Origin of the sequence: Brevibacillus sp. JB24b (assembly GCF_051713385.1) — a bacterium.
Lineage (GTDB): Bacteria > Bacillota > Bacilli > Brevibacillales > Brevibacillaceae > Brevibacillus_B > Brevibacillus_B laterosporus.
In genome coordinates, this window is record NZ_JBNVQV010000001.1 from 2457756 (window position 1) to 2478804 (window position 21049).

General features: G+C 38.0%; 24 protein-coding genes. 22 read left to right on the forward strand and 2 right to left on the reverse strand.

Annotated elements, in window-relative coordinates:
- Positions 1-286 precede the first annotated feature (286 nt).
- Positions 287-1393, reverse strand: a complete 1107-nt coding sequence (locus tag ACQV1I_RS12010; RefSeq protein WP_116334504.1) for an Ada metal-binding domain-containing protein — start codon at positions 1391-1393, stop codon at positions 287-289.
- Between the two features lie 144 nt (positions 1394-1537).
- Here ACQV1I_RS12010 and ACQV1I_RS12015 point away from each other — a divergent pair, with 144 nt between their 5' ends.
- The 22 genes from ACQV1I_RS12015 to ACQV1I_RS12120 all read left to right on the forward strand — a co-directional run bounded on the left by ACQV1I_RS12015 (position 1538) and on the right by ACQV1I_RS12120 (position 19956).
- Positions 1538-2158, forward strand: a complete 621-nt coding sequence (locus tag ACQV1I_RS12015; RefSeq protein ID WP_116334548.1) for a bifunctional transcriptional activator/DNA repair enzyme AdaA — start codon at positions 1538-1540, stop codon at positions 2156-2158.
- Complete coding sequence (locus ACQV1I_RS12020; RefSeq protein ID WP_116334503.1) at positions 2142-2690, forward strand: methylated-DNA--[protein]-cysteine S-methyltransferase; 549 nt, start codon at positions 2142-2144, stop codon at positions 2688-2690. Before ACQV1I_RS12015 ends, ACQV1I_RS12020 begins: the two co-directional genes overlap by 17 nt.
- The gene (locus ACQV1I_RS12025; RefSeq protein ID WP_116334502.1) at positions 2683-3396 is read left to right on the forward strand and encodes a 2OG-Fe(II) oxygenase; all 714 of its coding nucleotides are present in this window, start codon (positions 2683-2685) and stop codon (positions 3394-3396) included. Before ACQV1I_RS12020 ends, ACQV1I_RS12025 begins: the two co-directional genes overlap by 8 nt.
- Positions 3397-3460: 64 nt before the next feature.
- Positions 3461-4282, forward strand: a complete 822-nt coding sequence (locus ACQV1I_RS12030; RefSeq protein ID WP_116334501.1) for an SPL family radical SAM protein — start codon at positions 3461-3463, stop codon at positions 4280-4282.
- A 432-nt stretch (positions 4283-4714) separates the two neighbouring features.
- A complete protein-coding gene (locus tag ACQV1I_RS12035) occupies positions 4715-7999 on the forward strand; it encodes a collagenase (RefSeq protein ID WP_116334500.1) in 3285 nt (1094 codons plus the stop codon).
- Between the two features lie 293 nt (positions 8000-8292).
- A complete protein-coding gene (locus ACQV1I_RS12040) occupies positions 8293-8517 on the forward strand; it encodes a hypothetical protein (RefSeq protein ID WP_236645834.1) in 225 nt (74 codons plus the stop codon).
- The gene (locus ACQV1I_RS12045) at positions 8511-9050 is read left to right on the forward strand and encodes a hypothetical protein (RefSeq protein WP_236645833.1); all 540 of its coding nucleotides are present in this window, start codon (positions 8511-8513) and stop codon (positions 9048-9050) included. The genes ACQV1I_RS12040 and ACQV1I_RS12045 overlap by 7 nt, the downstream gene beginning before the upstream one ends.
- A gap of 22 nt (positions 9051-9072) precedes the next feature.
- Positions 9073-9495, forward strand: a complete 423-nt coding sequence (locus tag ACQV1I_RS12050) for a MarR family winged helix-turn-helix transcriptional regulator (RefSeq protein WP_094701588.1) — start codon at positions 9073-9075, stop codon at positions 9493-9495.
- Positions 9496-9507: 12 nt separating this feature from the next.
- Positions 9508-10377 carry a GNAT family N-acetyltransferase gene (locus tag ACQV1I_RS12055; protein ID WP_116334499.1) on the forward strand — a complete coding sequence of 290 codons (870 nt, stop codon included), beginning with the start codon at positions 9508-9510 and terminating at the stop codon, positions 10375-10377.
- A gap of 244 nt (positions 10378-10621) precedes the next feature.
- The gene (locus tag ACQV1I_RS12060) at positions 10622-11107 is read left to right on the forward strand and encodes a GAF domain-containing protein (protein ID WP_104065437.1); all 486 of its coding nucleotides are present in this window, start codon (positions 10622-10624) and stop codon (positions 11105-11107) included.
- Between the two features lie 195 nt (positions 11108-11302).
- Positions 11303-11722 (forward strand): MarR family winged helix-turn-helix transcriptional regulator, encoded by a 420-nt coding sequence (locus tag ACQV1I_RS12065; protein WP_116334498.1) that lies wholly within the window; start codon positions 11303-11305, stop codon positions 11720-11722.
- 245 nt (positions 11723-11967) lie between these two features.
- Entirely contained in the window at positions 11968-12258 is a 291-nt protein-coding gene (locus ACQV1I_RS12070; RefSeq protein ID WP_018670964.1) for a hypothetical protein, read from the forward strand.
- A 161-nt stretch (positions 12259-12419) separates the two neighbouring features.
- Positions 12420-12968, forward strand: a complete 549-nt coding sequence (locus tag ACQV1I_RS12075) for a DUF4241 domain-containing protein (RefSeq protein ID WP_236645832.1) — start codon at positions 12420-12422, stop codon at positions 12966-12968.
- Between the two features lie 140 nt (positions 12969-13108).
- Positions 13109-14041: a hypothetical protein gene (locus tag ACQV1I_RS12080; protein ID WP_116334497.1), complete on the forward strand. Its 933-nt coding sequence runs from the start codon at positions 13109-13111 to the stop codon at positions 14039-14041.
- 615 nt (positions 14042-14656) lie between these two features.
- Positions 14657-15316, forward strand: a complete 660-nt coding sequence (locus tag ACQV1I_RS12085) for a helix-turn-helix transcriptional regulator (protein ID WP_236645840.1) — start codon at positions 14657-14659, stop codon at positions 15314-15316.
- Positions 15317-15568: 252 nt separating this feature from the next.
- Entirely contained in the window at positions 15569-15727 is a 159-nt protein-coding gene (locus tag ACQV1I_RS12090) for a laterosporulin family class IId bacteriocin (RefSeq protein ID WP_161555094.1), read from the forward strand.
- Positions 15728-15819: 92 nt separating this feature from the next.
- Positions 15820-16305, forward strand: a complete 486-nt coding sequence (locus ACQV1I_RS12095) for a hypothetical protein (protein ID WP_116334495.1) — start codon at positions 15820-15822, stop codon at positions 16303-16305.
- 71 nt (positions 16306-16376) lie between these two features.
- Positions 16377-18158 (forward strand): ABC transporter ATP-binding protein, encoded by a 1782-nt coding sequence (locus ACQV1I_RS12100; RefSeq protein WP_236645831.1) that lies wholly within the window; start codon positions 16377-16379, stop codon positions 18156-18158.
- A 4-nt stretch (positions 18159-18162) separates the two neighbouring features.
- A complete protein-coding gene (locus ACQV1I_RS12105; RefSeq protein ID WP_116334493.1) occupies positions 18163-18597 on the forward strand; it encodes a peroxiredoxin family protein in 435 nt (144 codons plus the stop codon).
- Positions 18597-19127, forward strand: a complete 531-nt coding sequence (locus ACQV1I_RS12110) for a MauE/DoxX family redox-associated membrane protein (protein ID WP_438769964.1) — start codon at positions 18597-18599, stop codon at positions 19125-19127. The genes ACQV1I_RS12105 and ACQV1I_RS12110 overlap by 1 nt, the downstream gene beginning before the upstream one ends.
- Complete coding sequence (locus tag ACQV1I_RS12115) at positions 19124-19540, forward strand: hypothetical protein (RefSeq protein WP_116334492.1); 417 nt, start codon at positions 19124-19126, stop codon at positions 19538-19540. Before ACQV1I_RS12110 ends, ACQV1I_RS12115 begins: the two co-directional genes overlap by 4 nt.
- Positions 19541-19566: 26 nt before the next feature.
- Entirely contained in the window at positions 19567-19956 is a 390-nt protein-coding gene (locus ACQV1I_RS12120; protein ID WP_116334491.1) for a DUF6941 family protein, read from the forward strand.
- Between the two features lie 271 nt (positions 19957-20227).
- On the opposite strand, the gene nadE is transcribed toward ACQV1I_RS12120, so the two are convergent.
- Positions 20228-21049, reverse strand: coding sequence for an ammonia-dependent NAD(+) synthetase (gene nadE / locus ACQV1I_RS12125; protein ID WP_116334490.1), 822 nt, complete (start codon positions 21047-21049; stop codon positions 20228-20230).

The following is a 21049-nucleotide window of genomic DNA, read 5'->3' on the forward strand; positions in this document are numbered from 1 at the left end:
GATCATTAAAGCTGTAATATGTAACCAGTGGTCTGTGGTGGTCTAATTCAGGAGGGCCTTGATATTACATGAAAACTATAATTTAACATTAAATATTGGTTATCAAATAAAAAAGGCCGGTATCCCGATATGGAATACTGGCTTCGTTTTTTATAAATGAAAAAGGGAGGAATCGTTTTACCTGTCCGAGCAAATAAATTTTTCTCAAATCGTTCATTTGTGTGTCCTTGAAGATGATATTTACTGTTGAAAGGATTTCACTGAAACTTGGTCTTTTACGCTATTGTCAGTAGAGAAATCTCCACAAATAAAAGGTGGCATAGGCTTCCCAATTTGTCCATGTCGTCGAGAGTTTTAAAATTTCTTCTTTCGTCGGCTTTTGTGGAGTGCCCTGGAGATATTTAATTGCATTGTGTAGGCCCACATCATCAATAGGAAAAGCTGAGGGAATCCTCAAGCAACGCATTAAAACGTAATTAGCGGTCCACGGTCCAATGCCACGGATTTTTACAAGCATGTTTTCTGCTTTTTTATAATCTCCGCAGTTCCATAACTGTTCTTTGGTTAATTTGCCCTCCACAATAAGCTGAGCTACGCCAATTAGATACTCACATTTCTTAACCGTCATTCGCAATCCATTCAAGTCTTCAACGCTCAGAGCTGAGATATCATGTGGAGTGGGGAATATCCAGTACTTTTCACCATCACATTCAACGCTTCGACCAAACGATTCCACCATCCGCCTTTTCAACGTATAGGCGAAGGGTAGGTTGATTTGCTGACCGATAATTCCCCAGCAGATTGCTTCGAATAGATCAGGAATTCCAATATTACGCAATCCAGTAAATTCAGTAACTGCTCTTTGTAACAATACATCTGTTCTAGCTAAATCATAAAATGGTAGCAAATCTGTGTCCAAATCAAACCAATCTCTTACATAACGGGCCACCTCCGCCCGTACCCATTTGCGGGATGGCATTGTATCTCCTAAAAATCGAATGTGTATCACGTTATCCTGACCTGCACGAATTTCAACAACGGGCGTTTCTTCCTCAATGGGTATGGCTCTATAAATTCGTTGATTCTTACTATAAAATAAGCATTCGTTAGGCTCTTTGGACAAGTATTTCATATTTTCGGTAAAGCTGAATTCTTTTGGCACAACCAGAGTTAACTCTTTCTGTTGATCCTCCCAAGCGCCTACTGGAAGAGTAGAACAGCATGTTTTACATGAGCGATAGCCTGCCTGTTCAGCATTTGCTCGTGTTTCAAACCGAACCGTATTTTCCAGATCAAGCAGTTCCGTACACCAAGGGAAACAATATATTTTTTCTGTTTTTTTACCAGTGAAATAAGAAGCATCCCACTCTGGATAAACCGCTCTCTTTTCCATAAATATCCTCCATTCATTACAAACAAACACACTCTTAGTTTTAACATAAAAGGCTTCTACAAAATTTCAATATCTTGCTATTACAATCATAAAATCGTACATAGGTTCGTTGTGGAGGGTATACTGTGGATGGAGGTGAACCAAATGAAAGATATCCAAAGGCATGGGAAGGAGCATGGTTATCTAACGGACGAGAAGTGGCAAGCGATCATAAGCAACGATGCATCTTATAATGATAAATTTTTTTATGCGGTTAAAACTACAGGTATTTTTTGCAGACCTTCTTGTAGGTCTAGAGAGCCCAAAAAGGAAAATGTTCGAATATTTCTTACGGCAGAAGAGGCGCTGTCAGAAAATTTCCGCCCCTGCAAGCGGTGCAAACCCACTGGACAACGTTTGCCTGATGTTGAGTGGGTGGCACAGATTACGGATTACATCAAGAAGAATTACAGTGAAACCTTAACGCTTGAATCCTTAGCTGATATATGCCATGGGAGTCCTTATCATATGCATCGGACATTCAAACGAATTATGGGTATGACTCCCATCGAATATATCCAACAGACGAGAATAAATAAAGCTATGGTTTATTTAATTCAATCTGATAAAATGATTGCCGATATCGCAATGACTGTTGGGATGCCCAACACACCGTATTTCATCACGCTGTTTAAGAAAGTAACAGGGTATACACCTAAAAAATTTCGCCAATTAAATAAAAATACACAAACCATGGAGGTGTTGCAAAGTGGTAGCAAAAAATAAACAGACGATTTACTATTCGGTGTTGGTTTATCAGGAATGGTACCTATACATTGCTACAACAGCGAAGGGACTTTGTTACGTAGGCCCGCAAAATAAACCGTTTGAAGAATTATTAAATTGGGTAAATAGACGGTTTACGAATGGTGAATTGGTGCATGATGATGAAAAATTAGAAAAGTATGTAGCAGAATTAGTTGAGTATTTTCAAGGAACACGTAAAAGCTTCTCTATTGACTTTGATTTTTATGGTACACCATTTCAGCTCGCTGTATGGAACGAGCTCTGTGAAATCCCATATGGACAAACCCAGTCCTACTCAGATATTGCTTATTATATACAAAAACCGAATTCAGTACGTGCTGTTGGGACTGCAATTGGTGCTAATCCAGTTTTAATTGCGGTACCATGCCATCGAGTAATTGGTAAAAATGGTTCCCTAACCGGCTATCGAGGTGGTTTGGAAATGAAAACGAAGCTCCTGCAATTGGAAAACGAAAATAGTTTGACAGAGGGGAGCAAGCAATATGCCTGAACACCTCACAGACCGGATTGCCGCCTTAGATTGGACTGCACTACAACAGACTTTAGATGAGCAGGGCTATGCTACAATTCCAACTTTATTAGATAAAAATGAATGTAATGAAATGATCAGCACGTATGAGAAAGAAGTGTATTTTCGAAACACGATTGATATGGCTAGATTTCGATTCGGCATTGGGGAGTATAAATATTATCAAGCTCCCCTTCCAGATTTGGTGCAACAGCTTCGTGAAGGTTTCTATCCCCAACTTGCTACAACTGCGAATCGATGGCTAAAACAGCTTGATCGTGAAGAAGTTTACCCAGCATTGTTGTCAGACTTTCTTGCTCAATGCCATGAACAAGGGCAGACACGCTCAACACCCTTAATCCTTAAATATGAAGCTGGGGGATACAACTGTTTGCATCAGGATTTGTACGGAGATGTCTCCTTTCCATTTCAAGTAGTATTTGCCCTATCCCAAAAAGAGATGGATTATACAGGCGGTGAGTTTCTACTGATGGAACAACGGCCAAGGGCGCAAAGCAGAGGGCAAGTGATAACCTTGGATCAAGGTTCAGGACTAATCTTTCCAACGAATTATCGCCCTGTACTAGGCTCGCGCGGTTATTATAAGACAACGATTCGGCACGGTGTCAGCACTATTACTTCAGGAACGAGATATACGCTTGGTATTATTTTTCATGATGCGAAGTGATTGTACGCTTAATAAGTATAATCAAGCTTATATATAGCAAGTCATACAGAAGGGGGCGATAAATATGAAGAGTGAGTTTTTTTACAAGTATCCCAAGACACTTCTTAATAAAGGAACAGGATTTCTAGCCGATTACACTCATTCTTTGAATCCTTATACAGGTTGTTCCTTTGCGTGTTCCTATTGCTATGTACGACAAATGCCGGTATCGACATTTCGTATGAAGGAATGGGGAACTTGGGTTGACATCAAAAAGGAGGCGGCAGACTTATTGCATAAAGAGCTCAAAAGGGCAAAAAGTAAATGGAAGGTAACGATTTTCATGTCATCGAGTACAGACCCTTACCAGCCAATCGAGCATAAAGAAAAGGTGACAAGATCCCTTTTGGAGGTCATGGTGGAAGAACCTCCTGATTTTTTATTTATCCAAACCAGAAGCCCCCTTGTTGGTCGAGACATTGATTTATTATTGTCCTTAGAGGAGAGGGTTCGGGTAAGTATGACCATAGAGACGGATCGTGAGGATATCCGCAAGCATTTCACACCTCATGCACCACCAATTCAGGCCAGATTACAGACACTACAGCTATTAGCAGATGCAGGTGTACCTACTCAGGCAACCATTGCTCCATTATTACCAAGCAGTGAAGAATTTCCGAAAAAGTTAATAAAGCTGGTAGATCGTATCTGTATTGATGATTATTTTATGGGGGATGGTAGTGGAGGAAGACGAACCAGGAACTTAGGAATTGAATCGTTGTATCAAGAGTTAAATGTAAGGGAATGGTATGATCCGATTGCCTATCAATTGGTTTATGATCGATTTAAACGGGTTTTTCCTGGCGATCAGGTTTTGCTAAGTCAGAAGGGATTCGCGCCGTACTGAAAAAAATTTAAAAACGATGATGAGCTTGTAGCGTCCGGTATTGGAGGCTATTTTTTTATGCAAAAATGAGAATTCAATAGAGAAACTATTTAACGGTATCTGAAATAGATGTCATAGTAGGGGGACAATCCCACTAGCGCAATTCACCCTTGGTTCCATTTGAGAGTTTTATGATGTTCATTGTGTCTTGAAGGATGTGAGAGCAATTTTTTTGTTAACAAACTTGGTAAGGAAGTAAGAATGAAGTTTAGTTTATTTTTTGAATTTTCAATAAACAATTTATATAAAATACTTAATTAGTTAACAACATTCTATATTTAGACACAATTTAGCAAAAAATAGGTATTAGGCAATATTTCCAGTTTTGGGTTTTCAGCCGATAACTATGATATGGAAATAAAATTCCAACTAAAAAAGGAGTCGATCAAAGAGATGAGTTATAAGTGGTTAAGTATGATGACAGCAGGTGCAGTTTTACTTTCAAATGGTGCAATATGGCTTCCTACACCTGCCAATGCAGCAACAAACACAGTAAACAAATCAGTATTCTCACTAAGTAAGCAACCTCCTTTGCCTCAGTTCAAAACAAGTCCTGGTGTTCTTGGAGCCGAGCTAACTCCACTGGGAGAAGAGGACCTTCGTACTGAACCCTTTTCCCAACTAGAGAAAAAGAGCAAAAAAGTCAAACGCCAAGCCCTTCAAGCTACTGATACGGAACAGCAGACGTACAGTATGTCGCACCTAAACAGACTTAGCTATGCAGAGCTAGTAGAGGTTCTACGCAAGATAGAATGGAAGGATATACCTGATCTGTTTAAGTTTAATTCAGATTCGGTTGAATTCTATTCAGATCGCGCTCGGGTTCAGGCCATTATTAATGCCCTTGAGGAAAGTGGCAGCTCCTTTACCGATCGTGATGCACGTGGAATTTCGACACTCGTTGAAGTTTTGCGCTCAGGTTATTATCTTGGATACTACCATGATGAATTAAAATACCTCGACCACTCAGATTATAAAGAAAAGGTACTGCCGGCTGTCAAAACCATTATGGCCAACAAGTATTTTGCATGGGGAAGCAATACTCAACAGGAAGTAATCGGTGCTACGGGGAAACTCATCTCAAATACAACGGTAGATGTTGAAACGATAACTCGTATGACTGGATTAGTTTCAGACTTTATAGATCATTTTGATGAGTATGGAAAAGATCGAGAAATGAGCACCTCGTTTCACTCCGTAATTCAAGGAATTGGGTATGTACTTATGTGGCAAGTGCGTGAGCCAGAGGATCAAAAAGTGTTCATGGGTAGAATTGATGAATATTTGGAACAGATGTTCCGTGTCGCTCATAAGGATCAAGCATCCAGTGATCTTTCGTGGCTAGTAAGCAACGGCTTGTATTACACCGGTTCTTTGGGGCACTACCACAGCACCCCAGAGAAAGGGAATAAAATTCTTACTGAGGCAATGAATTTATATCCAAAGCTTAGCGAGTTGTATTATGTAGCAGCCGAGCAAATTTCTTATCATTATGATGAAAAGAATTATTACGGCGAGCAAATTGATATGAAGCAATTAAAAGAAGAAGGGAAAAAGCAATATCTTCCAAATCGATATGAGTTCGACGGAGGAAGCTTTATCTTCCGCACAGGAGATCAACTGACTGAGGAACAGCTACAGCGACTTTATTGGGCAGCAAAAGAGGTAAAAGCTCAGTTTCACCGTGTTGTAGGTAATGACCAAGAGCTGGAAAAGGGCAATCCTGATGATGTGCTTACTGTCGTTATCTACAATAATCCTGACGAATACCGAATGAATAAATCTTTATATGGTTACGAAACGGAAAATGGTGGGATTTACATTGAGGGAGATGGAACGTTCTTTACCTATGACAGAACCCCTGAACAAAGCATTTATTCACTAGAAGAATTGTTCCGTCATGAGTTCACCCATTATCTACAAGCTCGATACGTGGTTCCAGGAATGTTCGGTCGAGGAGAGATGTATCAAAATGGACGATTGCCTTGGTTTGAAGAAGGTGGGGCAGAGTTTTTTGCCGGCTCTACCAGAACAGATGGCATTCATCCACGTAAATCTGTCGTTGGTAATATGAGATATGATGATCCATCTAGTCGTATGTCTGTGTCCGATACCCTACACGCCCAGTATGGCTCGTGGAATTTCTACAACTATGGATTCGCTATGCAGTATCATTTATTCCAAAACGATTTTCCAATGTTGGATAGCATTCATAACGCGATTATGAAAAATGATGTAGCTCAATTTGATCGATATATCGAGCAGTTGAGTAAAGACAAGCGTGTAAATGACGAATATCAACAAACCATTGATGAACTGGTACAGAATTACGAAAATTGGGATGTACCACTTGTATCAGATGATTACCTAAAGGTATTGGAGCCGAAGCAGAAAGCAGATATTTATGCTGAAATCTCTGAAGTTACAGGCTTGCGTGACATAGAGACTGTAGAGCATGAATCTGAATTTTTTACTACCTTTACCTTACATGGAACGTATGTCGGTGACAGGTCAGCAGGGGAAGAGCAAGATTGGAAAAAAATGAACCAAGTAACAGATGACTACTTAAAGGAATTAGGTAAAAAATCTTGGGATGGGTATCGGACCGTAACCGCTTACTTTGTGAATTATAAGGTAACAAAGGATGGAAGATTCTCCTATGATGTAGTGTTCCACGGCAAATTGCCAGAAGGTAGCAATAGTGGGAACCTTGCGCCTGTCGTAGAAATGAATGGTCCGTATTCGGGAATCGCGCGTGAGGCAGTTTTGTTTAGCAGCAAAGGAACTCACGATAAAGACGGGAAGATTATGTCTTACCAATGGGATTTTGGCGATGGACAGACAAGCCAAGAAGAGAATCCGACACACGTGTTTGCTGAAGCTGGAACCTACGAGGTGAGCTTGCAGGTAACTGATGATTCTGGACAAAAAGTGACGAAAAAGACCACCGTAACCATTAGCCAAAAGGATAGCAAGCCGTCCGATAGCTCTAATGATTCCTTTGAAAATGCTAGCAAGCTAGAAGCGTTTGGTAAGCAATTAAAGGATGAGATAAACCCGAAGGATCAAGCTGATGTATTCTATTTTGATGTAAAAAAACCAGGGAAATTAGATGTATCAGTAGAAGTGAAGGATGGAAAAGGAGTTGCGTGGCTATTATTCCACGAGGATGATCTGAAAAATTACATTGCCTATCCAAATGAGGACGAAGACGATCGGTTGATGGCGACCCATGAGGCAAAAGCAGGTCGATATTATCTTTATGTGTATCCAACAACAGAAGAGCCTGTTTCCTACAAGTATCAAGTAGATCTGGCTGGCGGATCACAGGATTTTACTGAAAGTGAGCCAAACGATAAATTTGAGGATGCAAATGGCCCGTTACCACTAGGTGAACCTGTTAAAGGGATACTAGATGAGGACGATAATGCAGATGTCTACCGTTTTGAACTGAAAAAAGAGAGTGATTTAGAAATTATTCTGAAGCATACGAAAAAAGCGGGAATTAACTGGATGCTCTACCATGAGGATGATTTGAAGAACCCAGTTTCTTATCCAGTATCGATCGATAAGGATCAGATGAGTGCTACTTATACAGCCGAACCGGGCCTATACTATTTGTATGTCTATAAATACAAAGATGAGGTTATTCCATATACGCTATTCGTAAAAGAGTAGAATGATAAAGTAGTAAGCAGCAATCATATTCATTACTAGGCACCCCTTACAGTAAACATTGATATCGCCCCCTTAAAGATATCCAATGTATTACTGTAGGGGGTTTTGACATTACATAGCAAAGGGGATACTTTACATCCGAGACCACGAGCCATATAATTGAGTGTGTCAACTATTAACTAACTCAAGTGTAGTGATCATATGAACAACAACCCGAAATGGATTGAAATTAGAGGAGCAAGACAGAATAATTTAAAGGATATTTGCGTGAAATTTCCAAGGAATAGTTATCGGTGGAAACAGGTGTATCAGGCTCAGGTAAATCTACCTTGCTGTTTGATATTTTGTGCCAAGAGGGGGAACGGAGGTTTGTAGGAGCTACAGGTAAAGTGCCAGATAATGTACAGAGACCTGATTATGATGAGATCTATGGCTTATCTCCAATTGTAAGTGTCAGTCAACAGCACTATAATAAAAATCCGCGATCAACGGTTGGGACGTTCAGTGAATATTGTTGATATCCGGTCCTGAAGCGGGGAGTAAAGGAGGTTACCTAGTTGCACAAGGATCACCTGAAGAAGTACGGAATACAAAAGACTCCATAACGGGTGCATGCTTGAGACAGAATAGAGCAGGAACCAAGCAATCTAGTAGGGAATGTCATGCTGGACTACATATCAAACAAGCGAATAGCCATAACTTAAAAAATGTGGATGTACACATCCCATTACATGTCCTGACAGCTATTGTTGGTGTCTCAGGTTCCGGGAAGTCGACGCTTGTTTTTGATGAATTGCTTGAGAAGTGGGATAGCCAAATAAAGGGGACCTCAAAAATTAATCGGATCGTAGTAGTAGATCAATCTTCAATGGGCAGAATCGCACGTTCTAATGTAGCTACTTACACCAAAGTGTTCGATGACATCCGTCAGGCTGATTGGATTATTGAAATGGGACCAGGGGGTGGAGAAGACGGGGGAAGCGTAATTGCCGAAGGAACTCCTCAACAGATCAAAGCTAATGCAAATTCTATTATAAAACAATTTTTATAGGGTTCTGAAAGAAGGTGCTTTTTTGACAAAATTATTGGAAGATAGCTTTATTCCGTTTCAATGTGAAATTGTGAGCCGTCATAATAAATTTAATATCGAAGGAATCACGTCGGCTCAGTACAATGTTCTTGAGCTTATTCAAAAAGGTCCAAAGACAACAAATGAACTGGCTAGCGCACTTGGCATAACAGTATCAGCTATCTCAAAATTAACCAAAAAACTTTTACATAAAGAACTTATTGAACAACAGCGGAGTGAGGCAGATAGGCGTTATTATCATATTGTCTTAACAGTGTCAGGAGAGAAATTCCTGATGAAAGCTGAAAAATCACGCAAGGAGATTATTCAATTAATTGGAAAAGCACTTTCAAAGGATGAAATCGAAGCTTTTACCCGTATTTGTTCGAAGTTGAACATATTTTTGACTGATCATAAATCAAAGTAGGAGACTGACGATATGAATGAGCTAGCGAATTTACTATCCCCGATAACCAAATTCGATGAGTCTGATATTCCTGAATTAATTGAACTCTCGTCTTCTGTAGGCTGGGACTATGATCAAAATGAGATCAACACAATTATGTCCTCTGGCAACGTATATGGACATAGAAATCAAGAAGGAAGAATCATCTCAAGTGCAGCCATTATCCCATATGGTTTACATCTAGCTTCTATTGGCATGGTGATTGTTAACCAAGAATATAGAGGACTGGGATTAGGAAGAAAAGCTACCCAAAAATGCGTAGAATCGATTCCTGATTATCTACCAGTTATGCTTATTGCTACAGAGGATGGAAAACCAATGTATGAAAAAATGGGCTTTCATTGTACAGATTATGTTCACAAATATCTTTGTTCAAACTATCAATCCATCGATTTTAGTAAGAATATAGATGTTACTATCATGCCAATGTACAAGGAAGATCTATCACACGTGATAGAGATAGATAAAGATGCCTTTGGTGCAAAGAGAGAAGTTTTTCTTCTCCATAGATATAATCAGGCAAAAGAGGCAGTGGTTGTGAAAAATCCAGACGGTCAGGTAGTAGGCTATGGTTTTTCCGTACTGGGTCCTGTTAATCTCATACTAGGTCCTATCGTCGCTCCGAATGCTGATCTAGCATATGCAATATTTGATCAATTAGCCAAGCAGCATCAAGGGAATTTAAGAATTGATGTCCCCTCAGGGAATGAAATTTTTATGTCTTATGTAGAAACGTGCGGGTTTGACAAGGTAAGTCAGCCTCCTATCATGATTACAAATACAATTGAATTACCTCCCCGAAACAAAACATTATTCGGGATTGCTGCACAGATATTTGGATGAATGATTCCGATCCCAATGAAACTACTTGTATGATGATTTCACCTATGAAGGAAAAGTTATAAAAGCTAGTTCTCTGATCATAATAGACGGTACTGAAGAGATCGTGTATCAATAGACAAAAGTGTAAGAAGATATGTAAATTGAATCCTCTATTGCATTACAAAGCGTTATAATAGGAAAAAGAGAGAGTATTATTAAACTGACGATCTCATTTCGCTATTAAAATCGTGAGGTGACGGCATCCATGTTTCAAGCAGAGGGATATACAGGTAATAAACAAGAGAATTATGAGCTTCTTGTAAAACAACTAGATGCATTAGTAGATGGAGAACCTAATGTGCTGGCTAATCTAAGTAATGCAGCTGCTCTATTAAATCAATTTCTGACAGAAGTTAACTGGGTAGGGTTCTATTTATATGACAAGGAACAAGCCGTATTAACTCTTGGTCCATTCCAAGGTCTGCCAGCATGCACACGTATTCCAGCAGGTAGGGGTGTGTGCGGAACAGCAGTTTCCGAGCGACGCACGATGAGAGTAGCAGATGTACATGCATTCCCTGGACATATTGCTTGCGATGCGGCATCTCGCTCCGAAATTGTTATTCCGATCTTCAAAGAGGAAGAAATCTATGGGGTGCTAGATATAGATAGCCCGATTACAGATCGTTTTGACGAATTAGATGAGAAGTATTTGAAAGAGTTTGTCCTACGTGTAGCAAAGTGTGTGTAGTATAGAACATATAACAGAAGAGAAATAACTAACAACCAGGCGTCAAACGAATAAAAGGCGCCTGGTTTTTTATGCGTAAGATTAATAGGTAATGAGGTCTTCTAGGAAATATCACTAATTCTTGACAATAACAGTGCTCTTTTATATATTTTAGTCAATTAAATTTTTAGTAAGCAAAATAAGGTGGTAAGCATTTTGGAAGATAATCATTCCGTTGACCATGATATCCAAACAGTAATGATCGAAATGAGCCGTGTGCAACAAAAATCGAAGGCTTTTATGGATATTTTTACAAAAGATGTGGTTTTATCACAAAATCATGTTATGTTACTAATCGACTTAAAACTAGCAAATAGTATGAGAATCACTGAAATCTCCGAAAGATTCCTCATTACAGCAGGTGCTGCAACTGCCATGTGTGACAAATTAGAAGAGCTTGGTCTAGTGTGTAGAATTCGTACGAAAGAGGATCGTAGAGTGGTTTTGGTTGCTCTTACAGAAAAAGGAGAAGAAAAAATAAACCAAGTATTTAAAGGCTTTTCTAAGGAAAAGCTACATGATTTTGCTAATGTATTTAAGCAGGTAAATGAATTGTTGTCCACAATTATTGATTAATATGGAAGAATGATTAAAATGTAAGACAAAAGCGGGCTACTCCAATCATGGGGTAGCTTATTTTTTATTTTATTTTGTTGACAGAAAAATATATGTATATTAAGTTATAAATGAAATATATTTTAGTTATTAAAATATATACATATTAAATTATGTGAGAACGAGGATGGTGGGGCTTAGATGAATAAAACCTACCTTATTTATTTCTGAAATAGTTCTATGTAGATGAAAGGGAGAAATATATGATGGAAAATAGGTATATTCAATATTTATGTAGAGGAGTAGTAGGTCTGTTTGCGGTTCCTGTACTCAGCGTCTTTTCTATAGGAATGTGTATTTGCTCCTTTGTCTCTGTGATTGGCGGGGTGCTATATATAGTGGGGTTTGACATTCATTTGAGCATTTGGAAGTTTGGTCAAGTATCACAGCTGTCTAATTTTTTTATCTCTGTGATGTTTGGTGGGATTTTATTACTAGTAGCTTTCGGTAGTTGGAGGCTGTTACAAGTATCTTGTCACTATGTTAAGAAAGGCTGAAATATAACGAAGGATTCATGTTGTAAGAAAAAAGAACATGTATAATTAATATCAGAAATTCAATATTATTTTGCTGAGATTAGCATTTATCTCCAATCCAGTATGAGTGTACGTTCTTTTTTTACTAGCATATGTATTACATGTGAGGAGGAAATGAAAAAGTGATCGTAAATCTAGGGACATTTCAAATTACATCTGGGACATTAGTGGTATCAGATCCTTGTTATGAATGTCAACAAGGTATTTCAGGAATTGTAGAAGAAGCGACAATCGGCACATGGATAGGTCTAATCGATCAAATTGACACAGGAGATTGGGGAGAGCGATGTGCCTATGTTTGTGCTTATCACAAGTCAATTGACATTGAACAAGTGACGAATTGGGAAGCATGTGACTTTATTGTAGGGGTAGACAGCGGTCAAGCGGGAATCTTTGAGCATCAAATATATAGAGTAGATGATTCTGTAATCGGAGAAACGAAATTCATGCCTGAGGATAGATGGTACTCTTCCTGCTGCGATCAGACTTTGGGTGAGCCAAAAGCAGGAGTGATTAATGGAGGGGTCGTATCTAGCTCGGGATTTGGCGATGGGGGTTATGAGGCATTTATCGCGAAAAATGCTGAAGGTAAAGTGATTGCAGTGCAAATCGTATTTATTACAGAAGAGGATTTACTTGAAGAGGAGGAAGATGAAGAAGACGAAGTGTAATCCTACACCCATAGGGACCTGAGCGGTTCCTTTTTTACATTATTTTTTAACTTATCTAATTATGATAACGATTGATTAATTCTAGTAAAGTAAGCTTTTATAGTAGTATTTTATGGCTATCTTAATGAAGGGAGAAACCGATGAAGAAAAAAATTACATACGAGTTACGCAGGTTTATAGATATTAGCCCATATACAGAGGATTATGAGGTAGTAACTTCAGCATTGGGTTATGACAAAAAGATATACATCTTACTAGTGAATAAAACACCAGAAAGAATGGATGGAATGTTTGTTCAATCAAAAACGTCAAGCCTGTTTACCTATAAAGTACTAACGATTGCTGAGGATGGTAAAATCTGTGAAACGTCGCTATCTAAGCAGCGATACAACTATCATTTTATACAGCCTATCAATGACGATAACCTGTTGGTCGTTGGTGCAAGAACAAGATATTTTGGTCCTGACAATTATGAGCTTAACGGCAAAATTTTTGATTTGGATGGGAATCTAATCAAGGAGTTGCTACTAGGAGATGGGATTCAAAATGTACAAGTATCTGCTAACGGGACTATTTGGACGGGGTTTTTTGATGAAGGAGTGTTCGGGAATTACGGATGGGTCGAACCGATCGGAGCTTCAGGCCTGATTGGTTGGGATCGAAATGGAAAACAAGTATTCTCAAATCATAAGGCAGATATATGTGATTGTTATGCATTAAATGTGGTTAATGATCAAGAGATTTGGTTCTATTACTATACCGACTTTCATTTAGTGAAAATAGCTAATGATCAAATGGAGTTTTTTAATCCTAAAATTTCAGGATCATCAGGTTTTATTACCTATAACAGTTACTTTTTATTTGATAAAGGATATGGTAAACATGATGAATATATCTTACTGAAAAATAATAACTCTGGGAAGTTTATACAAAAATGTGAAGTAAGGTTTATCAATCAAGAAGGAAAGGCGATTCAGTCATATGATCGAGATTTTAGGGAAGATGTTTTGATTCTGAGAGAAGGAGATTTCTTATATAAAGTTCATTTACATGAGCTTGTAAATCAAGTTTGATTACAAGGGAGGAATATTTGTCATATATACGGGGGTTCCTATCTTTGTTTTATCTAGTATTTGTTTTTTGTGCTAAGTTTTTCATATTGCTTATTGTACTGTTTAGACGTTTAGGAAGCCCTGATCTGAGTCAGATATCCTTCTTGAACGTCTCTTTCTTTTGCCACTTATTCTACAGTGTCTAAAATAAGTCTAAACTCATTTTTTATCTTCCAAATCTGTCTGCATTGTACAGATTTGGATTGCTTTTTAGGTAATCTACCTGTGTCCTTCAAGTAATTCCTTTCCTAGTCCAACAATGCACTGGGCGTCCCTTAAAAGAAGACCTACTTATATTGCTGTTCCTCACTAGTTCAAAATGATTTCTCCACTTCGTTTTTTCACCCTATTCATTAGTCCCCAATATCTCAGCTATAAATCAAAATCCTTTGGTTATTACATCCCAGCATCAGCATTTTCGTACTCTATTCGAAAGTGTAATTGTGACATTTTTCTAAAAAATGTATTTTTTAAAGGGAAATATGCAATAAATTTTTGAGTTAATTTCCAATATATGTTAAATTTTATTAAAATATAGAAAGTAGAGAGGTGTTATCGTTGCAACAGCACACAGAGATGCCGGTAGTGACAATAAACCATTTGCTCACTTATCTTAAAGAAGAAATTCACTTTGTCCAGCCCTTTTTTCATAATCCTCATTTTTTCATAGTAACTAATAAGGATGCTAAGAGCATTGATTTCATGTGCTCACATGGAAAGTTGAAGAATGAAGAAATGGATGATTCTTTTCAAAAGAGAATGATAGCGTTCTCAATGGAGACGATCCAAGAGGCAAGCTTTTCAAAAACTCCTGCTATTCGATACGGAGATGAAATGTTTCCAAATGCACTGCCAGGATGGATCAGTCTTGGAAGTCCTATTTATATAAATAATAAAAGAAAGGGATATGTCAGTTTAAATTATCAATCAGAAGAACATATCTCCTACATAGTCAATATTTTTTGCTACATCATAAAAACAGTAGAGTGGCAGTTAAACAATGTAGATACTTCCCACAAAGAGCAGGAACTGGAGAAGAAATTCAAAGTTTTTCAGCTAACCAAGAAAGAGTGTGAGATAACCTATTGTCTTCTTGAAAATATCTCGATCAAAGATATTTCAAAGCATCATTTTATATCGGTAGAGACTGTAAGAACACATGTAAAAAATATTTACAATAAGGTTGGAGTAAACAACAGAGTAGACTTAATTAGAACATTTGTCTACCACGGATAAAATCCCCCTTGAAGGTGATTTCAAATTCATTTGGTTATAATATAATAAAAATAGAAAATATTACCATTTTAAAAATGAATGATATTTTTATCATAGCAGTCGAAAATGGTGATTTTTCAATGTGGTTCGAGGGTTCTTATATCTCTAGCGCGCTTTTCCATGGAATAGAGTGTAATCCCGTGCACCACAGATGAAAGAGTATGTGTAAGTTAATTCTTAAAAATTCTAACATTTGAATGGAGGATGAAAGGTATGGCATGCGCAAATCAATGTCCAGATGCAGTTAAAAGTTGGGCTTACACAGATTATCAGTGTCACCCAGTAGAGAGAAAATATTATAGACAAGTTTATGCTGTGTGCATGAATGGTCTAAATTTGTATTGCAAAACAGAATGGAGCACAAAATGCTAGATTTTACACATAGATAGGAAATACAGTAGGGAAGGGAACACTCTGTCTAAGATAGAGTGTTCCTAGTCCTTTATCAAAGAGGAGGCTAAAAAATGGAAGCAGATAATCACAAAAAGTTCCTCAAAAACCCAGATCGTTTTTTAGAAAAGATTGGTAGTTTTTTCCCGGAAGAAATGAGCCTAATGAAAGATGGGCCATCCATAGATTTTACATGGGTTCATAAGGAGACTTGTGGAACAGTTATCTACATAATGAGTGAATCATGCAGGTTTTGCAGATTTGATGCCATAAAAGAGTTTGCTGACAAATACAATAAATTTTCTCATTTGATTTTCTTATATGGTTCAGAGGAATCTAAGGAACAGATAAGAGAAGAGTATGAGATTTCCATTCCGATCGAGTTGACGGATCTGAAAGAAATAGGAGAAAAATTATTTATAGAGCTGGTTCCTACTATGATTGCAATGAATCGTGTCGGTCAAATTATCACTTGTGGTAGTTTTCGTAATGAAGTGGAGTCACTTGAAATGAGAATGGAACCGTTTCTGAATGTCTATTACTCCTTGGAGAGTTGTTAAAAATGAACCTCAATGGCAGTGATTCTGTACATAGCACGAGCAACCGAGAGCATTTGGGATTTTTTCAAAGGATGCGACACAGGAAACATTTATTTCTGTATGCGTGTAAAATCGTCTGGAGATTTAATAAAACCTACATGCTTTTGGTAGGTTCCTTAAGTATTATTCTTGCACTACAATCAAATGCAATTATTATTGCGAATAAATATACAATCGACAATCTTGTGAGTTCACAAATATATCTTGCGTTACTTGGAATTGGATTGATGCTATTCCTCGAATTGCTTCAGGAGGCGTTTGATCTTTTCCTGCGATTCTATAATTCGAAATGCGATGAACAGTTTGGGATTTACAGGGAGCAACAACTAATTGACAAGCTAGCAGGTATGCAATTGTTAGAACGTGAGCATCCTAGTTTTTTAGGAAAGATACAGGTATGGTCGCTTGGACTTATGAAAATACAAGCGACCTTTCAAACAGGGATACAATGTGTAAAGGCATTACTCACAGGAGGACTTTCCATTTATGTGCTGGTAAGTGGGTATTGGCTCATAGGTGCTATTATTATTGGGTTTTCCCTTATAAAAAGCATATTTGTGTTTAAGGTTATCGATCCACTTGTCAGTATGAATTTACAAATGGCACGCGCTCATAACCTAACTACGTATTTTCGAGACCTTTTAGTTCGAAAAGAAGCACAAAAGGAATTTCTCTTATTTCAGGCCTTCTCCTTTTTTAAAGAGAAATGGCTAGATGCGAAAACAAACATCATGAACATGAATATAGAAATCACGAAATTAAATGTAAGACCAGAACTGATCAGTAGTTTGTTATCTGTATGTAGCAGATTGCTTATTATGGTGATGATGGTCTTTCTTGTTGCAGATAAGAGGATGACCATTGGAGATTTCGTTGCGGTATCCTTGGCTGCCTCTTTGGCTGAAAGAAATATCCTCTCTCTGTTTCTCCAATGCAAAAATCTATTAGAAAATCTGCGCTATGTAGATGAGTATAAGAAATTGGATCTGATTACTCCGAGCAAGGAGGATAAACAAACGGCGATAACAGATTTTCAGCTAAAGCAAGGTATAGAGGTAATCGATTTAACCTTCACCTATCCGAATAGACAAGAGCCTGCGCTTCATAATATCAATCTATCGGTAAAAAAAGGGGAGAAGATTGCTATTATCGGGGATAATGCAGCAGGTAAATCTACGTTGATAAAGCTATTGCTAGGCTTATACCAGGCTCCAGATAACACCATTTTTTATGATGGGGTGGAACAAAAACAACTAGATGTTGCTGGCTTATGGAAAAGCTGCGGGGCAATCTTTCAGGATTTTATGAAGTACAAGGTATCTATTCAGGATAATATCTGCTTGGGAAATGAAAGGAAGGACGATCAGGAGCTATATCATCTGCTCGAACATCTGAATATTCAAGATTTCTATCGGTTAAAAAACGGTTTGTCTACCAAGCTTGGAGACATTCATGAGGATTCGGTAGACTTATCCGGTGGTCAATGGCAAAGAATCGCACTAGCTAGACTATTATATCGAAATCTGGATTTGATGGTATTAGATGAACCTACTTCTGCCTTAGATCCGAACAGTGAAGTGAAAGTATTTGACGATATCCTAGAGTTAGCGAAGGATAAAACACTGTTTATCATTTCTCATCGAATTGGAATCGGTAAAAAGGTAGATCGCATCTATTATATGAGGCAAGGAAGTATTATCGAGCAAGGAAGTCATCAGCAATTAATGGATGCAAAGGGTGAATATTATCAAACCTGGGAATGTCAAAGTGAGTGGTATAATTCAGAATTAGTTTACGAAAATAGGGGGTCATAATACGATGTCAAAAAAACTAGTTCGTGATACCGGTTTAGAGATAGGTACAACGATTTCACAAATTCACTTCAAAAATTGGGATTCCTCAAAACTAGAGCTGAATTTTTTGCCTAAGGGAGCAGCTTTGGTTTTCGTCTCTGTATTTTGCTCGTATTGTATCGATTTATTGCCTCACCTTCGATCGATAAGTCAGCGTCAGAATATGCAGCTTTATCTTTTTTCTGATGGAGAGATCGAGGATCATGCAGAAATGGTTGATTATTTTGAATGGGAGTTCCCCGTTATTCAACTAAAACATAATGAGATGATCGAAATCTTTGAGGTTACCTACCATCCGTTTCTCCTGTTCGCGGATTCGAAGGGTGTGATTGTTAGCAAAGGGGATATCTATAATGCAGTAGATTTCCATAGAATTCTAGAAAGTGTATCATTACAATGATGTCATATCTCTTCTTACTCCCATATGGTTTTGCGTTCATGTTTTTTGTTTCAGCCGTTACAAAGTGTTTTTCTATGTTTGAATTTAGGCAGTCTATTGTACACTTTGATGTTATATCCAGAAAATATGTGATGATCAGCTCCTTTTTGGTTCTTTTAATGGAATTTGTTCTAGCAATTTGTTTTTCCCAACTCGTTTTTTTACATGTGGCTTTTATCCTGTCTGGCTTGTTGATGATTTTTTTTACTGCCCTTTTTATACGAGCTAGTAAGCAGAAAAAGAGTTTTGCCTGTAGCTGCTTTGGGGTCAGTACAAATAAGACAAACATGAAACTTGCCATCCTACGTAATAGTTTGTTGTTACTTGGAGCAATATGGGGAGCATGTATAGCCAATCAGCTAGAGAGGTTACCATACGCTCAAGAGAATATCATGTCTTATCTTATTGCAGTAGCTTTTTTCATACATGCTTATAAGGAATTACATATTTTGTATAATATGAAGAAAAAAATAAGGATGATTGTACCATGATGAACTTCATGCTAAGTATTTGGGGCATCATACTTGTTTTGATTATCGGGATGAAGATAACAAAAGCCTTCTATTATAAAAGGTATTTTCAAATCTATGTATCTGGTAGTGAGGAAATAACGGAATTGCATGATAAGAGTGTCTTTCTCTTTCTATCTTATACAGATCCTGGAAACGCTGAGTATCTTGCGGAAATCAGCCGCCGTTTCCCTGAATATCAGATTTATATCATCTATAAGGCACCTGAATGGAAAGCAAGGGTATTGTCCCGTCAAATAAACGATCATGCAAAGCTACGGGTTGATGAACAGGGGAGGATGTCTGACGATTTAGGGATTTCAGCCTTTCCTGCTTATCTTACCTATCAAGAGATTTTTAAGAAAATACCGATCGTACGCTTTCATACGTATTAAGATCAGATGCGAGGTGTTGTTCATACATGAATAGTCAATTACTAGTTGTAGATAAAGTCAATTTTAGCAACGAACATAAAAAACATATCATAGGCCATATCCTTGAAGATATCACGGTTCCAGCATTGCCTTTTGTATGTACTTTTCACATGTTTATCGCTTTAAAAGAGTTACCTGATCGGACAACTTTTGAACTTCAATTGAAGATAAAGGATCGGAATGGCAAAGACGTTGGAATTTCGAGTCCCATAACAATGTATCATGAGCGTAAGGATGACCAATCCTCTGAAATGGAAACATCATTAAAAATGTCTATGGTACTTAGTTTAGAAGGAACGTATACAGCAGAGCTATATTATGATGGAGAAGTGGTAACGACTCATCCAGTCCATGTACAGATGGAGCAAGTGCCGTAGTAATTGTAAGGTTACTCTTATCGTAAATAAATAGAACAATCGTATTAATGGAGCTATGGTATTATCCCCTTTGAGTAGACAGTGTAAAAAGCCCGCCCACCTGTTGGCATTGCTGAATTTGCTCGAAAATCTGGGTTAGAAGAGTACAAAGAGATGGCTAGACAAGTGCTTGGAGTATAGGTAATTGATAGGATGAGAACAGGTTGTTAGAATGGGATTTATTGCTTGAAAATCTTGCCCTCCGGAAAAGTAAGTCCCGGAGGGCTCTTTTTTACTGCCACCAGTCATCAAATGGAGTCACAGGTAAATGACGTTTGTGCTCGGTTTCATTATATTTTTCTTCAATTTTTTTCTCGATTTCATCCGGTACAGGCTGAAGGGTTAAATAATGATCTAAATCGTCATAAGAAAAGCCAAGAGCGGTTTCATCAGGTAGCTGAGGATGGTCATCTTCTAGATCGGCTGTAGGAATTTTCAAATATAAAAAGTCTGGTGCTCCAAGATATTGCAGGATTTGCCTGACTTGTCCTTTTGTCAGACCGGAAAGGGGAACAACGTCAGTGCCTCCATCTCCATATTTTGTGAAAAAACCGGTAGTTGCTTCGACTGCTTGATCAGTTCCGAGAACCAATAATCCTAAATGTCCGGCTATATCATATTGAACCTTCATGCGCTCTCTTGCTTTCGTATTACCCTTGAGAAAATCTGACAGCTCATATCCAGTTGATCGTTTGAGCTGTTCAAGAGAGGTATCAACAGCAGGTTTGATGTTAACCAGCAAATTTTTATGTGGTTTGATGAATTGAAGTGCACTTTGAGCATCATCTTCGTCAACTTGAGTTCCATAGGGGAGACGAACAGCCACAAAATGATACTGTTTACTCGTTTCTTGAGTAAGCTCATCGCAAGCAACACGAGCCATGATACCAGTTAAAGTAGAGTCAATACCGCCGCTTATTCCAATAATGTAGCCGTTAGCAGCAGACGTAAGCAGGTATTTCTTTAAAAAATCTACCCTGTTACGAAATTCTCGTTCTGGCTGTGTATTTATGTGAACATGTAGCTTTCTGATGATTTCTGCTTGTTTTGTCAT

Excerpts from the sequence above, each read along its gene's own strand:
- ACQV1I_RS12115 (WP_116334492.1), top strand. The coding sequence starts at position 19,124 with ATGATGAACTTCATGCTAAGTATTTGGGGCATCATACTTGTTTTGATT.
- ACQV1I_RS12070 (WP_018670964.1), top strand. The coding sequence starts at position 11,968 with ATGGAAAATAGGTATATTCAATATTTATGTAGAGGAGTAGTAGGTCTG.
- ACQV1I_RS12105 (WP_116334493.1), top strand. The coding sequence starts at position 18,163 with ATGTCAAAAAAACTAGTTCGTGATACCGGTTTAGAGATAGGTACAACG.
- ACQV1I_RS12100 (WP_236645831.1), top strand. The coding sequence starts at position 16,377 with ATGCGACACAGGAAACATTTATTTCTGTATGCGTGTAAAATCGTCTGG.
- ACQV1I_RS12025 (WP_116334502.1), top strand. The coding sequence starts at position 2,683 with ATGCCTGAACACCTCACAGACCGGATTGCCGCCTTAGATTGGACTGCA.
- ACQV1I_RS12055 (WP_116334499.1), top strand. The coding sequence starts at position 9,508 with ATGAATGAGCTAGCGAATTTACTATCCCCGATAACCAAATTCGATGAG.
- ACQV1I_RS12030 (WP_116334501.1), top strand. The coding sequence starts at position 3,461 with ATGAAGAGTGAGTTTTTTTACAAGTATCCCAAGACACTTCTTAATAAA.
- ACQV1I_RS12080 (WP_116334497.1), top strand. The coding sequence starts at position 13,109 with ATGAAGAAAAAAATTACATACGAGTTACGCAGGTTTATAGATATTAGC.
- ACQV1I_RS12120 (WP_116334491.1), top strand. The coding sequence starts at position 19,567 with ATGAATAGTCAATTACTAGTTGTAGATAAAGTCAATTTTAGCAACGAA.
- ACQV1I_RS12035 (WP_116334500.1), top strand. The coding sequence starts at position 4,715 with ATGAGTTATAAGTGGTTAAGTATGATGACAGCAGGTGCAGTTTTACTT.
- ACQV1I_RS12085 (WP_236645840.1), top strand. The coding sequence starts at position 14,657 with ATGCCGGTAGTGACAATAAACCATTTGCTCACTTATCTTAAAGAAGAA.
- ACQV1I_RS12060 (WP_104065437.1), top strand. The coding sequence starts at position 10,622 with ATGTTTCAAGCAGAGGGATATACAGGTAATAAACAAGAGAATTATGAG.
- ACQV1I_RS12090 (WP_161555094.1), top strand. The coding sequence starts at position 15,569 with ATGGCATGCGCAAATCAATGTCCAGATGCAGTTAAAAGTTGGGCTTAC.
- ACQV1I_RS12095 (WP_116334495.1), top strand. The coding sequence starts at position 15,820 with ATGGAAGCAGATAATCACAAAAAGTTCCTCAAAAACCCAGATCGTTTT.
- ACQV1I_RS12110 (WP_438769964.1), top strand. The coding sequence starts at position 18,597 with ATGTCATATCTCTTCTTACTCCCATATGGTTTTGCGTTCATGTTTTTT.
- ACQV1I_RS12015 (WP_116334548.1), top strand. The coding sequence starts at position 1,538 with ATGAAAGATATCCAAAGGCATGGGAAGGAGCATGGTTATCTAACGGAC.
- ACQV1I_RS12010 (WP_116334504.1), bottom strand. The coding sequence starts at position 1,393 with ATGGAAAAGAGAGCGGTTTATCCAGAGTGGGATGCTTCTTATTTCACT.
- nadE (WP_116334490.1), bottom strand. The coding sequence starts at position 21,049 with ATGACAAAACAAGCAGAAATCATCAGAAAGCTACATGTTCACATAAAT.